The organism is Phaeobacter sp. (assembly GCF_022825805.1).
Classification (GTDB): domain Bacteria; phylum Pseudomonadota; class Alphaproteobacteria; order Rhodobacterales; family Rhodobacteraceae; genus Phaeobacter.
Genome location: NZ_JAJDWC010000145.1, coordinates 1 through 16,247 on the forward strand (window position 1 = coordinate 1; position 16,247 = coordinate 16,247).

Annotated in this window: 15 protein-coding genes and 1 pseudogene; all 16 read left to right on the forward strand. The window is 60.5% G+C overall.

Annotated features, from left to right (window positions below):
- Window positions 1-137: pseudogene (locus Q0C28_RS16505) on the forward strand (IS481 family transposase); the annotation flags it as partial.
- Window positions 138-212: 75 nt separating this feature from the next.
- Window positions 213-482, forward strand: coding sequence for an acyl carrier protein (locus tag Q0C28_RS16510; RefSeq protein WP_293577443.1), 270 nt, complete (start codon window positions 213-215; stop codon window positions 480-482).
- Complete coding sequence (locus Q0C28_RS16515) at window positions 475-1,170, forward strand: hypothetical protein (RefSeq protein WP_293577444.1); 696 nt, start codon at window positions 475-477, stop codon at window positions 1,168-1,170. Before Q0C28_RS16510 ends, Q0C28_RS16515 begins: the two co-directional genes overlap by 8 nt.
- A gap of 4 nt (window positions 1,171-1,174) precedes the next feature.
- Window positions 1,175-1,810 (forward strand): hypothetical protein, encoded by a 636-nt coding sequence (locus tag Q0C28_RS16520; protein WP_293577445.1) that lies wholly within the window; start codon window positions 1,175-1,177, stop codon window positions 1,808-1,810.
- Complete coding sequence (locus Q0C28_RS16525) at window positions 1,810-3,171, forward strand: hypothetical protein (RefSeq protein ID WP_293577446.1); 1,362 nt, start codon at window positions 1,810-1,812, stop codon at window positions 3,169-3,171. The genes Q0C28_RS16520 and Q0C28_RS16525 overlap by 1 nt, the downstream gene beginning before the upstream one ends.
- A complete protein-coding gene (locus Q0C28_RS16530; RefSeq protein WP_293577447.1) occupies window positions 3,161-4,117 on the forward strand; it encodes an alpha/beta fold hydrolase in 957 nt (318 codons plus the stop codon). Before Q0C28_RS16525 ends, Q0C28_RS16530 begins: the two co-directional genes overlap by 11 nt.
- Complete coding sequence (locus Q0C28_RS16535) at window positions 4,111-5,094, forward strand: 3-oxoacyl-[acyl-carrier-protein] synthase III C-terminal domain-containing protein (protein WP_293577448.1); 984 nt, start codon at window positions 4,111-4,113, stop codon at window positions 5,092-5,094. Before Q0C28_RS16530 ends, Q0C28_RS16535 begins: the two co-directional genes overlap by 7 nt.
- On the forward strand, window positions 5,094-5,372 hold the full coding sequence (locus tag Q0C28_RS16540) for a hypothetical protein (protein WP_293577450.1): 279 nt from the start codon (window positions 5,094-5,096) through the stop codon (window positions 5,370-5,372). Before Q0C28_RS16535 ends, Q0C28_RS16540 begins: the two co-directional genes overlap by 1 nt.
- A gap of 2 nt (window positions 5,373-5,374) precedes the next feature.
- A complete protein-coding gene (locus tag Q0C28_RS16545; protein WP_293577451.1) occupies window positions 5,375-7,810 on the forward strand; it encodes an acyl-CoA dehydrogenase family protein in 2,436 nt (811 codons plus the stop codon).
- A complete protein-coding gene (locus Q0C28_RS16550; RefSeq protein ID WP_293577453.1) occupies window positions 7,807-8,688 on the forward strand; it encodes a hypothetical protein in 882 nt (293 codons plus the stop codon). Before Q0C28_RS16545 ends, Q0C28_RS16550 begins: the two co-directional genes overlap by 4 nt.
- Complete coding sequence (locus tag Q0C28_RS16555) at window positions 8,688-9,695, forward strand: hypothetical protein (RefSeq protein WP_293577455.1); 1,008 nt, start codon at window positions 8,688-8,690, stop codon at window positions 9,693-9,695. Before Q0C28_RS16550 ends, Q0C28_RS16555 begins: the two co-directional genes overlap by 1 nt.
- Entirely contained in the window at window positions 9,671-11,278 is a 1,608-nt protein-coding gene (locus Q0C28_RS16560; RefSeq protein WP_293577457.1) for a class I adenylate-forming enzyme family protein, read from the forward strand. Before Q0C28_RS16555 ends, Q0C28_RS16560 begins: the two co-directional genes overlap by 25 nt.
- Window positions 11,279-11,316: 38 nt before the next feature.
- Window positions 11,317-11,583 carry a phosphopantetheine-binding protein gene (locus Q0C28_RS16565; protein WP_293577459.1) on the forward strand — a complete coding sequence of 89 codons (267 nt, stop codon included), beginning with the start codon at window positions 11,317-11,319 and terminating at the stop codon, window positions 11,581-11,583.
- On the forward strand, window positions 11,580-13,130 hold the full coding sequence (locus Q0C28_RS16570; RefSeq protein WP_293577461.1) for an AMP-binding protein: 1,551 nt from the start codon (window positions 11,580-11,582) through the stop codon (window positions 13,128-13,130). The genes Q0C28_RS16565 and Q0C28_RS16570 overlap by 4 nt, the downstream gene beginning before the upstream one ends.
- Before the next feature lie 11 nt (window positions 13,131-13,141).
- Window positions 13,142-14,488, forward strand: coding sequence for a cytochrome P450 (locus Q0C28_RS16575; RefSeq protein WP_293577462.1), 1,347 nt, complete (start codon window positions 13,142-13,144; stop codon window positions 14,486-14,488).
- A gap of 76 nt (window positions 14,489-14,564) precedes the next feature.
- Entirely contained in the window at window positions 14,565-16,106 is a 1,542-nt protein-coding gene (locus Q0C28_RS16580; RefSeq protein ID WP_293577463.1) for an AMP-binding protein, read from the forward strand.
- Window positions 16,107-16,247 lie beyond the last annotated feature (141 nt).

Sequence of the window (16,247 nt, forward strand, 5' to 3'; positions counted from 1 at the left end):
CAGACGACCGCGCCGCCGATCTGCCCGTCTGGACACATCTCTACAATTGGCACAGACCACACGCGGCCCTAAAATCAAAACCACCAATCAGCCGGTTACGATTAAATCGGAACAACCTATTGAGGCTCCACAGCTAGAGCGCCCCAGCTGTACCGGTGCCAATAGCCCCCCCTCTGATCCAATCCATTTCCGTAAGACGAAGGAAGCTTTGCATGAACATCACCACTACCACAGCTATTTCCGAGGTCCTCAGCGAAGTGCTTGAGCGCCCGGTGACCGATCTGCGCCCCGAGATGCGGTTTGACCGCGATTTTGATCTCGACAGCTATATGTTTGTCCAGTTCCTGTTGGGGCTGGAAGACAAGCTGCCGGGGCTGCGTTTTGATCCAGAGACCATCGGCCAGGCTGGGTTCAATACGATGGAAAACCTCGTGCTGCATGTCGATGCAAGCCTCGCGCAGGTGGAGCCGACGCATGCTTGATCGGGTGGCCGAGACACCTGCCAGACAGGTATTTGACACTGCACGCAGGGCCGAACCTGCGCAGGCGTTGGAGGCAATCTGCCTGTTGGCAACTGGGCGCGATGGGTTCCTAGCCGGAGCCTCCCATGCGATCCATCGTCCCGGTGCGCCACTGATGACACTTACAACGGCCATGCAGGCACCGGTGATCCGCGTCAGCGAACCCGAACCGGGCATCGCCTGTTTTGACCTTGTGCTGTCTCAGCTCCAACCGATGGCGCCGCAGCCGATTGCACCAAAGGCGCATACGATGATTGTTGCCTTACGGGCCGGGCTTCTGGCCCGCACGCTGGATCAGGCTTTTGCCCATCTCTGTGACCGTGAAAGCCTCGGTCAGAAAACACTGCATCATCAGCTGGTCAAAACTCAGTTTTCACGCACATGGGCTTTCCTGAGCCAACTGCGCCGCGAGCTCGTGATCGTTGGGAATACATGCGCTCTGGCCGAGCCAGATCGGGTGCATAACGCCATCGACACCCATTTGTTGCAGAGTTCAAAACTCATGGGTGGGCACGGGTTGCGCGATGCGTCGGCGCATGGGCTGGAATATCTGTCTTTGCTGATCCGGGCGACACTGGCCAGTCAACTGGTTTGTGGTCAGCCGGTGGTGACAGCTCAGGACCTCGGACATTTCGAGGACGGAGTGTAGACCCATGATAAGCCGCTCTTCTCTCAGCGATGTGCAACTGCTGGCCTCGGGCGCCCTGCCAGATCGTCCCAACCCGCGCCCTCTCCTGTTCTCCTGTGACATGTCGGACGCACCGGTGGACGATCCTTGTCGCTCCGCCCGGCTCGAAGCATGGCATCGATTGCAGACCAAGCGTGATCAGATCGCAGCAGTGACGCATTTGTTCCAAGGCGAAGGCCCGTTGGCCGAACTGCATGCCCAGCGACTGCGTCACGACTGGCAGAGGCTCTGCGCCGAAGCCGACACGCCGCTGCTAATCTACCTGCACTGCGGCCATCAACCCGACACCCGCAGTCCGATCCTGCAACATCTGCTGCATACGCTGGGCCACCAGGGGCCGGTTCATGCGCTTCGGGTGGAATGCCGCAAGTCGCTGCGCGATGCCTGGATACTGGCGCGGGCTCTGACAGTGCGCAGCGAGCTGTCGCTTGTTTTGCGTGATCCGACCGAGCGTCTCAGCACGCGATCCGAAGTCTGCCGTCCGTTGCGTTACGCGCTTTTGGGCACCCGCGACCGCGCCGCCGCATTAGCTGCGCGTCAAATGCCCCATTCCGGCACAATGTCCGGCACTTTTGCCGCTACGCCTTTCAGGAGCCTATGATGCAAACTGCCAATACCTCTACCGAAGCCATTCTCGACGCCGGTCGCCCGTCGATCTGGCAAACCCTCTCGCGTATACTGTTGCTTGCACTGCCTTTTGCGGTGGGTGCGGCGGCGACCTCGTCGCTGAACCTTGGCAAGGTGGCGCTGCTTGCGCGGGTGCCCGACACCGGCGCGCTGGCCACATTGTCGCTGTTGCAGCCGAGTTTTATCCTGGCGTTAGCGATCATGGAGGGTCTTGCGATCACTGCGCAGGTCTTCAGTGCGCGCTCCCGCCACAACTGGCCCCGCCGCGGCACGCTTCGTGCTGTGCATCGCCTTTGTCGCAATGGTGTGCTGCTGTTCCTCGTGGTTTCGGGGCTTGGCTTTGGTGTGGCACAGGTGCTGACGGTGGAAGACGCGGAAATGCGCGTAGTCCTTGATCACTTCCCGCTGTTCATGCTGTCGCTGGTGCCTTTCGTGGTCTTCGACATCTTTTACGGCGCGATGCGTGGACAGGGCAAAGTTCTCCTCGGGCTTTTGCCATTCATCGGGCTTGTCGCATTCGATCTCGGCACCACCTATCTGCTGGTCGCCAACCACGGATGGGGATTTGACGCGGTGTTAGTGGGCAATATGGTGGGTCCGGTGCTCATGCTGCCGGTGATCGCCTGGCTCCTGCGTCGTGAAGTGCAGGGCGGTGAAGACAGTCCAGAGGAGCCGTTTCAGATCCGGATGCGGCAGCTTCAGATCGGAGTTGGCATCCCGGTTTTCAGCTCCATCGTGGTGGGTTTCGTCAGCGCATCCGTGGTGTTTCCTATCCTCGCCAAGATCGGAGAAGACAGCGCATCGGCCTTCTTTGTGGTGCTGCGCTATCGCATGGCCTTCATGATACCAGCCATCGCGATCGGTTCTGCCATTGCGATCCTTGTGAACCAGCTGGCCGACGAGGGCCAGACTGCTCAGCGGCTGCGCTATCTGGTGATCGGAGTGCCGTTCATGCTCTGCCTGTATGCTGGGGTTACAGCGTTGCTGCCACAGTGGAATGGTGCCCTCGATCTGCTGGTGCCAGAGCAGGCCGAGACGCTGCGCCGGGCAACGGACGATATGTTTGCGGCGCTGCTCATCACTTTTTTCCTGATCTCAGGTTCGGCCATGTTGCAGGTGATCCTCGAACAGCTGGGCCGTGGGTTTCATGTGCTGGTGATTACCTTTCTTATCGAGGCTGGCACCTGTGCAGGTGTGGTCTGGGCGATGGTTCAAGGCGCGGGCATGGGTCTCATCTTGGACATTCTGATCGCCGCAGCCGCCCTCAGCTTCGGTCTCTTTGCAGTGCAGTTCCTGCTGCTCCTGCGCAAGCTGGGCCGTGCGGATGCTGTTTGAACTGGCATATCCCGGCCTCTGCGCCTGGGCGGTGATGCGCCGTATTGCGGGTCGTCCCGTACCAGCAGGTCCGATGTTTGCCTTTCGTGCCATCCGGGGCCGGATGCGGCGGTACGAATTGAGCGCTCTCGCCGCGCTCAACCCTCGCTGGGGCGCTTGGCTGGCGTTGCATCGCTTCGAAAGGATGGTGCCAAAATGTGCCGAGACACCGGCGGGCAGCAGTGGGCTCGCAGAGCGGCGTTTCGGGCCAATGGATGGGCCAAAAGTCCTGCTGTTGCATGGCTGGAACGCGCGCAGTGATATGATGCTGCCGCTGGCACTGGAACTGGCAGCACGGGGCGCGCGGGTGATTGTGCCTGATCTTCCCGGCGAAGGGCGCAATCCGGCCCAGCCCATGAGTTTCGATGCTAAGGCGCGCATCCTTGCAGCGCAATACCGCAGCGAGGCCATCCAGACTGTTGTGGGCCATTCCGCCGGCGGGCTGATTGCCGCCCTCGCGGTCGAAACTGGTCTGCACCGGGCGCGGTTGATCACGATCTGCGCGCCTTATTCAATGGAAACCCTACTTCAGGCTTATCTATTTCGCATTGGCGCGCCTGAGACGCTTGAAACACCATTGATGTCCCATATCGCGCGCCGCGACGGCCGTGATGCCGCGCGCATGGGACCGGAACTCTATGCCGCCATGGGCGCACGCCTGCTGGTGATCCATGCCCGCCGCGATTGGCAGGTGCGGTTGAGCGAGGCAGAGGCGATTTGCGCCGTGGCCCCGGCGGCAAGCTTGCAGGTGCTGGAGAATTGCAATCACCACACCATCATGGCTGATCCCGGCCTGTTTGACGCGGTGGCGACAGCGGTGCTGCCTGTCAAAACGCCTAGGCCCTGCGACACCTCAACAGCCAGGGTCTGTCGGCGTGCCGCGATCACGGGAGCACAGCCATGTTGAACGTGATCGATCTCTCTGTTGTGTTCCCCGCACGCGCGGAAAAGCTGGTGGATCTGGCCGACGATCTGTCTCTAAGCCGTAACCAAATTCGCATGTTTGATCGCTTTTTTGGGTTTGAGACTTTTCACTGCGACCATTTCGAACCGCTGGACACGCTTCTGTCGCGGGCGACCGAGGGGGTGATGGCGCGTAACGCCGACCACCGCAAAGATCTGAGGCATGCGGTTCACTGTCATACGCTTCTGAGCACCCATCTGTTTGGCCAGACCGTTTCTGATCCATGCGGTCCCGCCTGCCTGCAGGATTTTGCAACCGAGGGGGTGGAGGTGTTCAGCGCCACCATGAACCACTGTGCCACTGGGCTGAGTATGCTTGGATTGCTGGATCATCTGTTGGAGCCCGGTGCGCTCGGATTGATCCTGATCGGAGAGAAGGCCTTTCACCCCGCCATCCGAGTGATCGAGAATACAACCATCATGGGGGAGGCCGCGACGGCTGTGCTCGTCGGCCATGTGCCTGGCCCCTTTGAGGTGATGGATACCTTCGTGCGCCACGCACCCCAGTTCTGGAAGAACACGGGCCTACGCGGTGAAAACTACCTCGAAGGGTTTGACAGCGCCTATCTTCAGCTCGCCAGTAGCACGCTTTCGGATGCGCTCGATCAATTTGGCCGTAGCCCCGACGACCTGCGCTGGATCATGCCTCACAACGTCAACGTGCCCTCTTGGTACCAGGTAGCCGATGACGCTGGCTTCAGCAAATCGCAGCTGCGGCTCTCGACCATCGGCTGCTATGGCCACTGCTTTGGCGTCGATCCTTTTCTCAATCTTTGGCGCGGGGCCCAGGACGGTGTCCTCGTACCCGGCGACGAGCTGCTGTTGTTCAGCATCGGTCTCGGTGCGACCGCATCCTGTGCGCTGTTGCGGGTGACGGATATGCCACTGCCGCAGCTTTTTCAGACAAATGGAGTTTCCTGATGAACAACCTGACAGACACTATTCTGGCCAGCCTGAGCGACATCGGCCTTGGTCCACAACGCATCGAACGCGCGCGCGGTGGCGATGCGCTCTTTGGCACTGGCGGGCTGTTGAACTCCATCGAGTTGGTGCAGTTCATTGTCGCGCTTTCGGATCGCACTGGCGTGGAAAGCTTTGATTTCATGGAAAGTTTCGAAGGTGGGTCGGGGGTGTTCGACAGCGCCGATGTACTGGCGGCCTTCATTCACGGGAAGAAACCCCAAGAGGTCGCGGTGTAATCATGGCTGAGTTTGAAATCCAACCGCATGAAGCGGCCACGCTGTATGATCTGGCTGAACGTGTCGGCACTCCCTTTTATGTCTATGATGCCGCCTTGGTGCGGGCGAGGTATCGTGCGCTCACCGGGGCTCTGCCGGAAACCCAGTTTTTCTATTCGTTGAAGGCCAATCCCAACCTAAGCCTCGTGGGGCTTTTGGTGGCAGAGGGGGCGGGAGCCGAGGTGAGTTCCCGACTGGAGCTGGAAACCGCCGTCGCAGCAGGAACGCCTGTGGAGCGCATCCTGATGGTCGGTCCGGGCAAAGCCGAGGAAGACCTGGAACGTGCTGTTTCGCTCGGGATCAAAGCGATTGTCGTGGAATCGCTGGCCGAGCTGGAGCAGATCGACCGTCTTGCCGCAAAAACCGGGCGCCGCCAGCCGGTCGCGCTTCGAATCAATCCGAGTTTCAAGGTCAGTGGCGCGCGGCTCAATATGAGTGGACGGCCCACCCAATTTGGCATCGACGAAACCGATCTGGAGGCAGCGTTGCAGCGCGTTGCAGACTGCGCGCATCTGCGGCTCGCAGGACTGCATGTCTATATGGGCACCCGGATTCTTGCCCATGAGACCATTGTGGACAACACCCGTGGTATTCTGGATCTGGCTGCGCGGATAACGCAGACTCTGCCAGAACCGATGGAGTTCGTCGATATCGGCGGCGGCTATGGCGTGCCCTACTACGAGGATGAGTCCCCGCTTGATCTCGCGGCTCTCGGGGGGGCGATGCGCCCCCTGCTCGCAGATTTTCGCAACTGCCACCCGCAGACCAAAATTGCTGTTGAACTAGGTCGCTACATGGTGGCCGAAGCCGGGCGCTTCGTGACAGCTGTGCGACAGGTCAAGACAAACAAGGGGGCACAGTTTGCAGTCTGTGACGGCGGCTCAAACCTGCATAGCGCGGCAGCCGGCCAGGGGTTCATGCGCCGCAATTTCCCAGTGTCACTGGTGCAAAATCCGGCGGAACACAGGCCAGACGCACAGACCACGGCTTGGAGCATCACCGGCCCACTCTGCACCCCAATGGATGTGATCGCCAAGGATGTGCCGATGGCTGAACCGATGCCGGGGGATCTGATCTGCATACACCAATCGGGAGCCTATGGCGCCACGGCGTCGCCGGTGAACTTCCTCGGTTTTGGTGCACCTGCCGAAATCATGGTTGATGAGGGCCACGCCACCCTTGTCCGCGAACGCGCGCAGGTTCAGGCCTTTCTTGACGAGCAAGCTCCGCGTCAGATCGCCTGCGACACGAAGCGCCCGGAAACCGCGTTTCCTGCTCCTTTCGACCATCCCGTCCTTGCACGACTCGAAGCGGTACGACCGCTGTTTGAAAAAACCGGCGCCAAGCTGGCAGAGGATCCTGACGCCTGGCGTGATCTCTGGGCCGATCCGATGGTGCAAGCACTTACGATGATCGGTGTTCCGGAGGCTTTCAACGGCTTTCCGCTCTCGAAGAGCGGCCTTGGCATTTCGCATTGTCCGCATGATCTGCATGTGGCCATCGTCGAACGTATGGCGCGTTTTGATGCCGGGTCGATCCTCGCGCTTCAGGGACCTTCACTGGCCGGGGGCGCGCTGGACGCGGCGGGCACGCCCGAGCAGAAAGAACGCTTTTTTGCAGCCTATCGCCATGGCCCGCAGGGAACGTTTTTCGCAGTGACAGAACCCGAGGTCGGCTCGGATGCCTCGGCGGGGACAACGGTGTTGCACCAAACCGAAACAGGTTATGTGCTCAACGGTAGCAAGATGCTCATTGGCAACGTGGCGCGGGCCCAGATTGGCATCGTCTTTGCCAAATTTGCCGAAACCGGGCGCCGGGCGCTTGTGCTGCTGGAACCTCAGAAATTGCACGCGCATCTTGAGATCACCCGACTGCCGACCACGGGCATGTCAGGGGCGGACCTGTGCCGTCTCGATCTGCGCGACGTTCCCGTGGCGCAGGTAGATCTTGTTGCCGCGCAATCCGAACGTCCCACGCTGCGCGATGGTTTCATGGCCATCAACGGCGTCTTTGAACGCTATCGCCCGGTGGTCGCAGCGCTGGCGCTAGGCAATGCCCGTGGCATGCTGGAGCGGCTGGAACGCCATGGGCAGGCCAGCGCCTTTGCCGATGCGTTTCGCAGCCATGCAGCCCTGATCGCAGCATTGGCCGATGTCTGCGCCGAGGCCATGCGGGGACAGCCCAAGAGTCATCGCATCAGTGAGATCAAATATCAGGCGGTGGCCTTCAGCGATGCTCTGGTGGCCCGGATCGCCCGCGAAGCGCCTGCGGTCATGCTCACCGATGCGCTGCTGCGCCGCAAAATGCGCGACGCCAAAGGTTTTGAATATATGGAAGGTACGTCCAACATCCATGCGCTCAATGCGTTTCGCACCTACGTGGCCGAGGTGCCAGCATGACCCTGCGCCTTGACCCCAGCAAGATCAAAGGCCGTAGCTTCAGTGCTTTGGAAGATCCTGTCGCGGATGCGGCCGACCAGCACGCCTATTGGGAAGATTTCAACGCACGTTTTTTTCGCTCCAACGGTCAGGACTACGACAGCGCACGCCAAAGCAATGTTGCCAATTGGCTCTCGGCCCCGGATCGGGCGTCCTTTGCGGCCATGGCTGGGGTGTTGCTGGAGGAGCTACAGCAGAGCGATACACTGGACGACATCGACCTTGTGCTTCTGGCCCATTGGATGCCGGATCTGCATCTTGGCACCTCGGTGACCAATTTTGCGCTGCATCATCTAGGTCATACGGGCGGGTTTGGCTTCGCTATTTCCGACAGGGGCCTCTCTGCACCGCTGTTTGCGATGGATTGCGCCGCCCGCTACCTCCGCAAACAGGGGCGGCGGGCCTTGGTCATGACCATGGACCAAAAACACCTTCTCTATCGTGCCCCGTTGGTGGAGGCACTCCACCCGGAAAATTCTGCCAGCGTGATGGTTCTGGAACGCGATTCTGAGGCAGGCCTGCATTATTGCGGTTATCGGCGCCGCATTGGGGTTGAGAGTGGCGATTTACCGAGGGTCGTGGACACCGCGTGTCGAGAACTTGGCCTTATTCCCGAAGAAACGGTCCTTATCGCTGATGAAACTCTGGCGGGACTGGGGGAAGGTTTTGCCAGGTGGTGCCCATCGCAAACGCGGCAGATGTGCGCCGCACCCCTGCGCAGCCTGATGCAGCTCGACGCCTCCAGCCCCTGCCTGATGTTAACGCGCCACGACAGCGAAGTCTGCTTTGTGGGCCTGTCGCCAGATGCGCCAGATTCCTCAGATATGCGGGGGGCGTGATGAGATTGGCCTGCCTTGCCAGTCATGTTCCAGCCGCCCGCATCGGTGCTGAAGAAATCATTCGCGCCGCCGGGGGCAGCCCTGCAGAGGCACGGGTATTTGAGCGGATGTTCGGGCTGGAACAGGTGGCGGCAGTGCCGCAGGGACAGACACTGGCGCAACAGTTCGATCACGTCCTGCGGGCCTTGACCGCCCAGTACAGAGGTGCCCTGCCGGACGTGCTGATCTATGTGCATGGCCAGCCGTTTCAATATGCCGCGGGTCAGTCACCGGTAGAGGCCCTCTGCGCGAACCAGCCGCTCCTGTCCGGGATCACACGGCGCTATGAGGTGGATCAGTACAATTGCGGTGGCCTGTTCTGGGCGCTGGATCTGGCGCGCACACTCTTGCGGACCGGGTTGGCGCGCGCGGTGCTTGTACTTGGGGGCGATAGTCACATTGGTCTGCCGCTCGGCGATCGCTATGTGCCCGGCTGTACCCTGATGGGCGACGCCTTTTGCGGTTTGATCCTTGATCAGGCGCCCGGCGGTCTGCGAGTGGGGGACGTCGCCCTCTGCACCCATCCCCGTTTTGCCCGCGGCAGGGCCGGGACGTCGGCAGAGATGGGCGATTTTTTTGCCGCTCACGGCGGGATCGTGTGCCAGGCACTTTCCCGGATTGGTTTCGATTGGGACAGTGCCTGCGCACTGCTTCCCCATAACGTAAATCGGTTGGCCTGGCAGATGTTTAGCCGCGAGACCGGTCTGGCCCCAGAGCGCCTGCGCCTGAGCCTCCTGCCTGAGATCGGCCATTGCTACACAAGCGATCCATTTCTGTTGCTGGAGCGCGAGCAGCCCTCGCTCGGTGATGGGCAGGCCTGCGCGATCCTATCGATTGGAATGGGCGGCTATGCCGGTGCGGCCCTGATCACCCGCTCCCCGCCAGCGGACAAGACAGTGCCCAGATCTTCAAGCCCTGCCCCCTCAAAAAAGGAGCATCCCACGTGTTTGCCTCTCATTCTCTCCTGACCGATTTTCTTGCCAAGACAGCAGAGTCCAGCCCGGCAGCGCCTGCGGTGCGGGATGCGCAGCGGGTGCTGAGCTACAAGGTGCTGAGCGCAGCGGTTGCCCGCACCGCACAGACGCTTGCCTCCCTTGGGGTGCAACCTGGCAACAGGGTGGTGCTGTGCTGTCCGAACTCGGTGAGTTTCGTGGTTGCCTATTGGGGCATTCTTGCCTCTGGAGCGGTGGCTGTGCCGCTTAATCCGGGCACGCCGGTTGGCAAGCTGGCTTTCGTGCTGCGCGACTGCGCCCCAGCGGCGATGATCGGCGATCCCAGCAGCGCTGAGAACCTACGCGCAGCCCTGAGCGAGACAGAATTGAACGCGCCACTTTTGTGTCGTGAGCTGGAGACATGCATCCGTGCCGCCGAGGCAGGAGAGGTGACCGAACCACTGCCAGAGCCAAGCGTGATCGACCAGCATCTGGCAACGCTGATTTACACCTCCGGGTCCACGGGCACCCCAAAAGGTGTGATGCTATCACATCTCAACATGACCAGTGCCGCCCGTTCGGTGGCAAGTTACCTTGGCTACGGTTCCGAGGATCGGATTTTCTGTGCGGTGCCAATGAGTTTCGACTATGGCCTGCATCAGATCACCATGGCCGCGCTCACTGGTGCAGAGGTCTTTGCCGAGCCAGGCTTTCAGCAGCCGCTTTTTGGTTTGCAACACCTCGCGCAGAGCCGGGCCACTGTGTTTCCGGTGGTGCCAACGATGGTGCCACTGATTGCGCCTCTGGCGGATCGCTTTGATCTGAGCGCGGTGCGGCTTGTATCCTCGACCGCGGCGGCTCTCCATGTCGAACTGATTGACCAGCTTGAGGCGGCGCTGCCGCTGGCGACGATTTTTTCCATGTATGGGCTGACGGAATGCCACCGCTGCACCTATCTGCCGCCCACCGAACTGGGCCGTCGGCGGAACAGTGTTGGTATCGCCATCCCAAATACAGAAATGTGGGTGGTCGATGGCGCTGGCAAGATGCACCGCCAGAACGCCACTGGCGAGCTGGTCATTCGCGGCAGTACGGTGATGCAGGGCTATTGGAACAATCCCGAAGCCACGGCAAAACGCCTGCGTCCCGGCCCCCTGCCCGGCGAACGGGTGCTCTATACCGGTGATACCTGCCGTCTTGATGCCGAAGGGTATCTCTATTTCGTTGGGCGCAGCGATGACATCCTGAAGATCGCAGGCGAAAAAGTTGCGCCCTCGGAGGTCGAAGCGGCGCTGATCGCCCACCCCGCAGTGGCCGAGGTCTGTGTTTTAGGGGCGTCACATCCAGTGCATGGGCAGGTCTGCCACGCCCATGTGGCGCTGACTTCACAGGATGCCGACCCGACCTGCTCCGATCTCGACCTCGTCACCTGGTGCAAAACCCGCCTCGATAGCCATGCGGTACCTGCGCGCATCCTGATCCATACGGAAATGCCCCGCACCCCGAACGGCAAACTCGACCGGGCCGCACTAGCGGCCATTGCGGCTGCCCCTCGCCCGAAGGTGAGTAGCCCCGAGAGCACCAGCCCGAGCCGTACCGACCTAACCGCAGCCGAGTAGCGCTGCAGATTGCCCATCCCACCCGAAAGGACACTTTCATGACCTCAGATATCAACACTCAGATCATCGACGCCATTGTGGAGCTGCTGGACATGGACGATAGCAGCTCGATCGGCCCAGACACGCGGATCGAGGATGACCTAGGGCTGGACAGCGGTCTGCTACTGGAGCTGTTCATGGCGCTTGAGGAGCGCCTGCCTGCGTTGGAAATCGACCCTTCAGAACTGCGCCCCGAGCAGTTCTCCACCGTGCAGAGCCTATCGGCGCTGATTGCGTCCTTCATCAAAGAGGACATCCCCGCATGACATCCGCTGCGGCAGATCCCCAAAGCCTCTTGCGGACCATCCATGCAGGGTTTCAGGGCGTTCACACAGACGCCTATCGCACCGGTCGAGCGCAGATTAGCTATGATCAGCTCTATCACGCATCGCTGGCGCTGGCTGCGCGGCTGACGGATTTGCCCGCACCACCCGGTCCGGTGCTGATCTGGGGACATAAGGATCCACGTTACATGGTTGCTTATTGGGCCTGCCTGCTCGCTGGTCGGCCCCTGGTGCCAATTGAGCGTGACACACCTGTCGAGCGGCTCTGTCAGATCGTTGCGGGATGCGCAGCCAGTACTATTCTGGTTGCGGAGGCTGATCCCAGCGATTTCATACATGTCTCAGTGGCATTGCAGGCGCATGAATTGCCAATCCTGCAGGTGCAGATCGACGCGGTGCCCACTGCAACACCCCCAGCGTTGCCCTCCATCACCGCCCAAGATGTGGCCTATATTATGTTCTCCTCCGGCACCCTCGGGCAGCCCAAGGGCATACAGGTGAGCTATGGAAACCTTGCAGATTTCATCCTGTGGCAGAAGGACTTGCTGGCGAATACTTCTTTTAAGGCCGTAAGCGGTACGATCCGCCATTGCTTTGACGTATCACTGTTCGAACTCTGGAGCGCGTGGCAGCGGCGCTGCCCGATCACGGCGCTCAATCATGCGGAGTTCGCCAATTCTACCGCCTATATCCAACGCCTGCAGGCTGATGGGGTGGGATTTTGGGTCTCGACGCCATCAATCATGCGGTTGATGCTGCGCAACCGCCGCTTCAATGGCGAAACCTTGCCCGCGCTCTCGACCTTTCTATTCTGCGGCGAAGCCCTGAGCAAACAGGTGGTAAAGACCCTGTTCGAGCGGTTTCCCGGCTGTCGCGTGATCAATACCTATGGGCCAACGGAATGCACGGTCGCGGTCACCTCTGTCGAGATCACCCGCGCCCATCTGGACGCGCCGCAGGATCTGCCCATTGGCTATGCGCGCGCAAATACACGGCTGGTGGCCACACCTGGCCCCACACGCGGCGAGATCGAAATCGAGGGCGCGTCGGTCGGGCGGGGCTATCTGAACCTGCCCGACAAACAGGCCACCGCCTTTCCCCGCCCCAAATGCTATCGCACTGGTGACAGGGGCCGCATGACAGCTGAGGGGCTTTGGTATTTTGAAGGGCGCATCGACCGCGAAATCAAGGTGCAGGGCGTACGCATCGATCTCGACGATATTGAGGCCCATATCCGCCGACAGCCCGGGATAGAGGACGCGGTGGTGGAACCCTATGTGCTGCGCGGCGAGGCGCGCGCACTCAACGCCTATGTCTTTGGCCAACACACGGCTGCTGTGCTTCAGCAGCTTGCCGAACAGATGGCTCGCGATCTGCCTCCCTATCTGGTGCCCCGTTTTTGGTACGCGGGCTTTGAAAGTGATCTCAATCGCAACTCCAAGATCGACCGGGCGTGGCTGGCTGAGGCCGCAAAATCCGCACGTCATCGCCATGTGCACAGCCCATCCAGTCTAGAACTATCCAGCTGAAAGGACCCCTCATGACCGATCCGCAGATCCCCGTATTTGATGCAAGTTCCGAGTTTCACCAAAACCTTGGTCTACTCAAAGTCGCTGAGACCGCGATGCGCCAGCATGGCGATGTGGTGATGATCCGAGCCAGCGAGTGTCGTCAGATGTTACTGATGACCGGTACCGACAGCATTCGCCACTGGAGGAACAACCAAGGCCAGTTTCAGACCGAGCTTGGCGATGTCGCCAGCAATGCTGGAACGACGCGAATTCTTATTGGGGACGCGCTGGAACGGCCCGAGAATGCCGCCATCTGGGATGCCAGCCGCGCCGGACTGGCAGAGGTCAATGCTGCGTGGGATGGCTGGGCCCATGACAGCCTGATCGACGCCACGAAAGCCTTGGTGAAAGATCTCGCACTCACTGCCGAAGCGCCTGTGGATCTGCGCTCGATTTGTTCGCTCTGGGCTGTACGCGCGCTTTGTCCTGCGCTCTTTGGTGCCTCCTTGTCCGACCAAGAAATGGTCGAGGGATTGATGCAGATCGAACAGTTCTATTTCGCCATGAGCACGTTGGACGCTGAGGCAACCGCCGAACCCGAAGCGCTTGCGGAATTCAAGATCGCACGCGGATTTCTGGACCGGGCCGTGCGTGCAGGTCTTGCCCAAAACAGCGCAGACGCACCGACCGTTCTCGCGACGATGAACCGCTGCCTGCCCCCGCGTTTGAGCGAAACAGAACGGGTGGAATTCCTGCGCCCGACCTTGGGGCGCTTGCTGTTGGAAAAGCTCAACATCGACGGGCTGGGTCTGTTGTGGACCCTCACCCATCTGGCACAAAGCCCTGATCTCGTTGAAGAGATGGTCAGTGAGCTGGCAGGATGCGCGGATCTTTTGAATGCGCCAGACCCTGAAACACCGCTGTGTTACTCGGTCATTCAAGAGGCGCAGCGTCTCTATCCAGAATTGCCGTTCATCTACCGGATCACAAATAAGGAGATGGAGGTGAAGGGCTACTGGGTTGCGCCGCGCACCACCATCCTTTTCGCGCCATGGCTGGTGCACCGGGATGCCCGTTATTGGGAGACCCCCAACCGGTTTGATGGGCGGCGGTTTTTGACCCAGCCAGAGGATCGCAGCAGCTATCTGCCCTTCGGGATCGGCCCGCGGGTACGCAGTCGCACGCAATTCCTGCAGCACCAGCTATCGGTTGCGGTACGCGCAGTGGTCGCGGAGTATCGTATGCAGCTGGCGCCGGACTGCAAACGGGGCAATCTACGCCCGATCCTACGCTCCACTCTCGCACCACGCGGGGCGGTGCCGGTTTCCTTTCACTCTCGTAGCACCAACACAGATGCAGCAACCCTCGCGCTCTGACCCAGCAGGGCTGGACATCTAGACCTCCAGCCCCTGCCCCAGCCACCCATTTCCACATCCCAATAGGGAGAGCCCAATGAGACAGAGAGTCCTGCGCGACATCGCAACCCAAATCCAGCAGCACCCCGAAGCCCCTGCACTGGTCAGCGATGCAAACGTCATATCCTTTGGCGCGCTTGGAGCGCAGGTACAGGCGATTCTGGATTGGCTGAGGGCCCATCACACATCAGGCCTCGTGATGGTTCACGGTCACAAGGAACCAGATGTGGTGGCGGCAATGCTGGCATGTATGTTTTCCGGGCGTGGCTTCGTATTTGCTGACCGCTCAAACCCGCCTGATCGGATTGCCCGGATGCTGCGAGTCAGCGGCGCGGCACATCTGCTGTATGCGGATGCAACGCCTGCGCTGGAAGGTGCGGTTCCATGCCAGCCGATCCCGCGCGCCACTGAAACCAGGCTGGCCGGGGACGCGTTGGACGATGTCGACCCCGAGGTGCTCCTATATGTGATTTTCACCTCCGGAAGCACTGGCGATCCAAAGGGTGTGCCGATCCGACACCGGAATTTTGAAGCGTTCTATGCGTGGTACGGCGACATGTTGCGGCAGATTGCCGGCCAGGGGCTCGCACCTTGGCAAAGTGGCCATGTCAATCACGCCAGTCTCGCCTTTGACATGGGTATGCTAGACCTCTGGCCCGTGCTGGCGCTGGGGCGTCCCGTGGTGATGCTGGACCATCGCCACAATATTATGCCGCGCAAGAACCTGCAGGCCTTGACAGGGCAGCGCGATCAGGTGGCGGCGCGCTCGTGGTTTTCCACGCCCTCGCTGCTTCAACTGATGTGTACCGACTCGGGCTTTGGCGCGGCGAGCCTACCGGAACTGCGTTGTTTCTTTATCGGCGGCGAAGCCGTACAGCCCAGCTTGATCGAAGAGCTCTGGCGCCGCTTTCCCAAGGCTGAGGTGCGACACGCATATGGGCCGTCCGAAGGCACCTGTATGAGCCATGTGCAGTGTCTTACCGCCAGCGATCTGAGCACCCGCGACCGGCTGCCACTTGGTCCAGCACTAGCGAAGAATAGCATGCGCATTATCGACAGCGATGGTCAAGACGTACCGCAAGGCACCCCCGGAGAGGTGGAACTGAGCGGGCCCCAGATTGTCACCGGCTATATCCCCGCCAACCATCCCGCTAATCGCGCCTTTTCGCAGCGTGACGGGCAGCAGTGCTATCGTACCGGCGATCTTGGGTATGTGGATGCGACGGGAAGATTATTCCTTCTGGGGCGCGCTGATCGGCAGGTGAAATGGAACGGCAACCGGATCGAACTCGACGAGATCGAGCGCGCTGCGCATGGGCTGCCAGAGATTCACAAGGCCGCCTGCCTGCCGGTGCGCGAGAAGGGTCAGTTGCGCGATATTGTGCTTTTCGTACAAGCTGCCACCGGGGTGCCGCTTACACCGGCGCACTGTGCCAATGCGCTGGCCGAGCACCTGCCCCAGACCATGATCCCGCGCGACATCCGTATCTTGGATCAACTGCCTGTGACAGTGAACGGGAAGGTCGATTCTCATGCACTGCTGACAGAACTGGCGGCTCCAATCCCGGTTCTCACATAGGGTTCGACCAAGGGTTTTCCAATGCACGAAGAGGTTCGACATTCAGATAACCCATTGAACACATGAGACCTCCATCGATTAGGACGTCCTACTTTGTGATTTAGGTCTCGCGCTTAGTCCGCATTCGCCAGGATCAGCATC

Bases quoted from the DNA above. Each gene is read 5' to 3' on its own strand.
- Q0C28_RS16565 (WP_293577459.1), top strand. From the start codon at position 11,317: ATGACCTCAGATATCAACACTCAGATCATCGACGCCATTGTGGAGCTG.
- Q0C28_RS16545 (WP_293577451.1), top strand. From the start codon at position 5,375: ATGGCTGAGTTTGAAATCCAACCGCATGAAGCGGCCACGCTGTATGAT.
- Q0C28_RS16530 (WP_293577447.1), top strand. From the start codon at position 3,161: ATGCTGTTTGAACTGGCATATCCCGGCCTCTGCGCCTGGGCGGTGATG.
- Q0C28_RS16550 (WP_293577453.1), top strand. From the start codon at position 7,807: ATGACCCTGCGCCTTGACCCCAGCAAGATCAAAGGCCGTAGCTTCAGT.
- Q0C28_RS16540 (WP_293577450.1), top strand. From the start codon at position 5,094: ATGAACAACCTGACAGACACTATTCTGGCCAGCCTGAGCGACATCGGC.
- Q0C28_RS16555 (WP_293577455.1), top strand. From the start codon at position 8,688: ATGAGATTGGCCTGCCTTGCCAGTCATGTTCCAGCCGCCCGCATCGGT.
- Q0C28_RS16580 (WP_293577463.1), top strand. From the start codon at position 14,565: ATGAGACAGAGAGTCCTGCGCGACATCGCAACCCAAATCCAGCAGCAC.
- Q0C28_RS16510 (WP_293577443.1), top strand. From the start codon at position 213: ATGAACATCACCACTACCACAGCTATTTCCGAGGTCCTCAGCGAAGTG.
- Q0C28_RS16535 (WP_293577448.1), top strand. From the start codon at position 4,111: ATGTTGAACGTGATCGATCTCTCTGTTGTGTTCCCCGCACGCGCGGAA.
- Q0C28_RS16515 (WP_293577444.1), top strand. From the start codon at position 475: ATGCTTGATCGGGTGGCCGAGACACCTGCCAGACAGGTATTTGACACT.
- Q0C28_RS16570 (WP_293577461.1), top strand. From the start codon at position 11,580: ATGACATCCGCTGCGGCAGATCCCCAAAGCCTCTTGCGGACCATCCAT.
- Q0C28_RS16520 (WP_293577445.1), top strand. From the start codon at position 1,175: ATGATAAGCCGCTCTTCTCTCAGCGATGTGCAACTGCTGGCCTCGGGC.
- Q0C28_RS16575 (WP_293577462.1), top strand. From the start codon at position 13,142: ATGACCGATCCGCAGATCCCCGTATTTGATGCAAGTTCCGAGTTTCAC.
- Q0C28_RS16525 (WP_293577446.1), top strand. From the start codon at position 1,810: ATGCAAACTGCCAATACCTCTACCGAAGCCATTCTCGACGCCGGTCGC.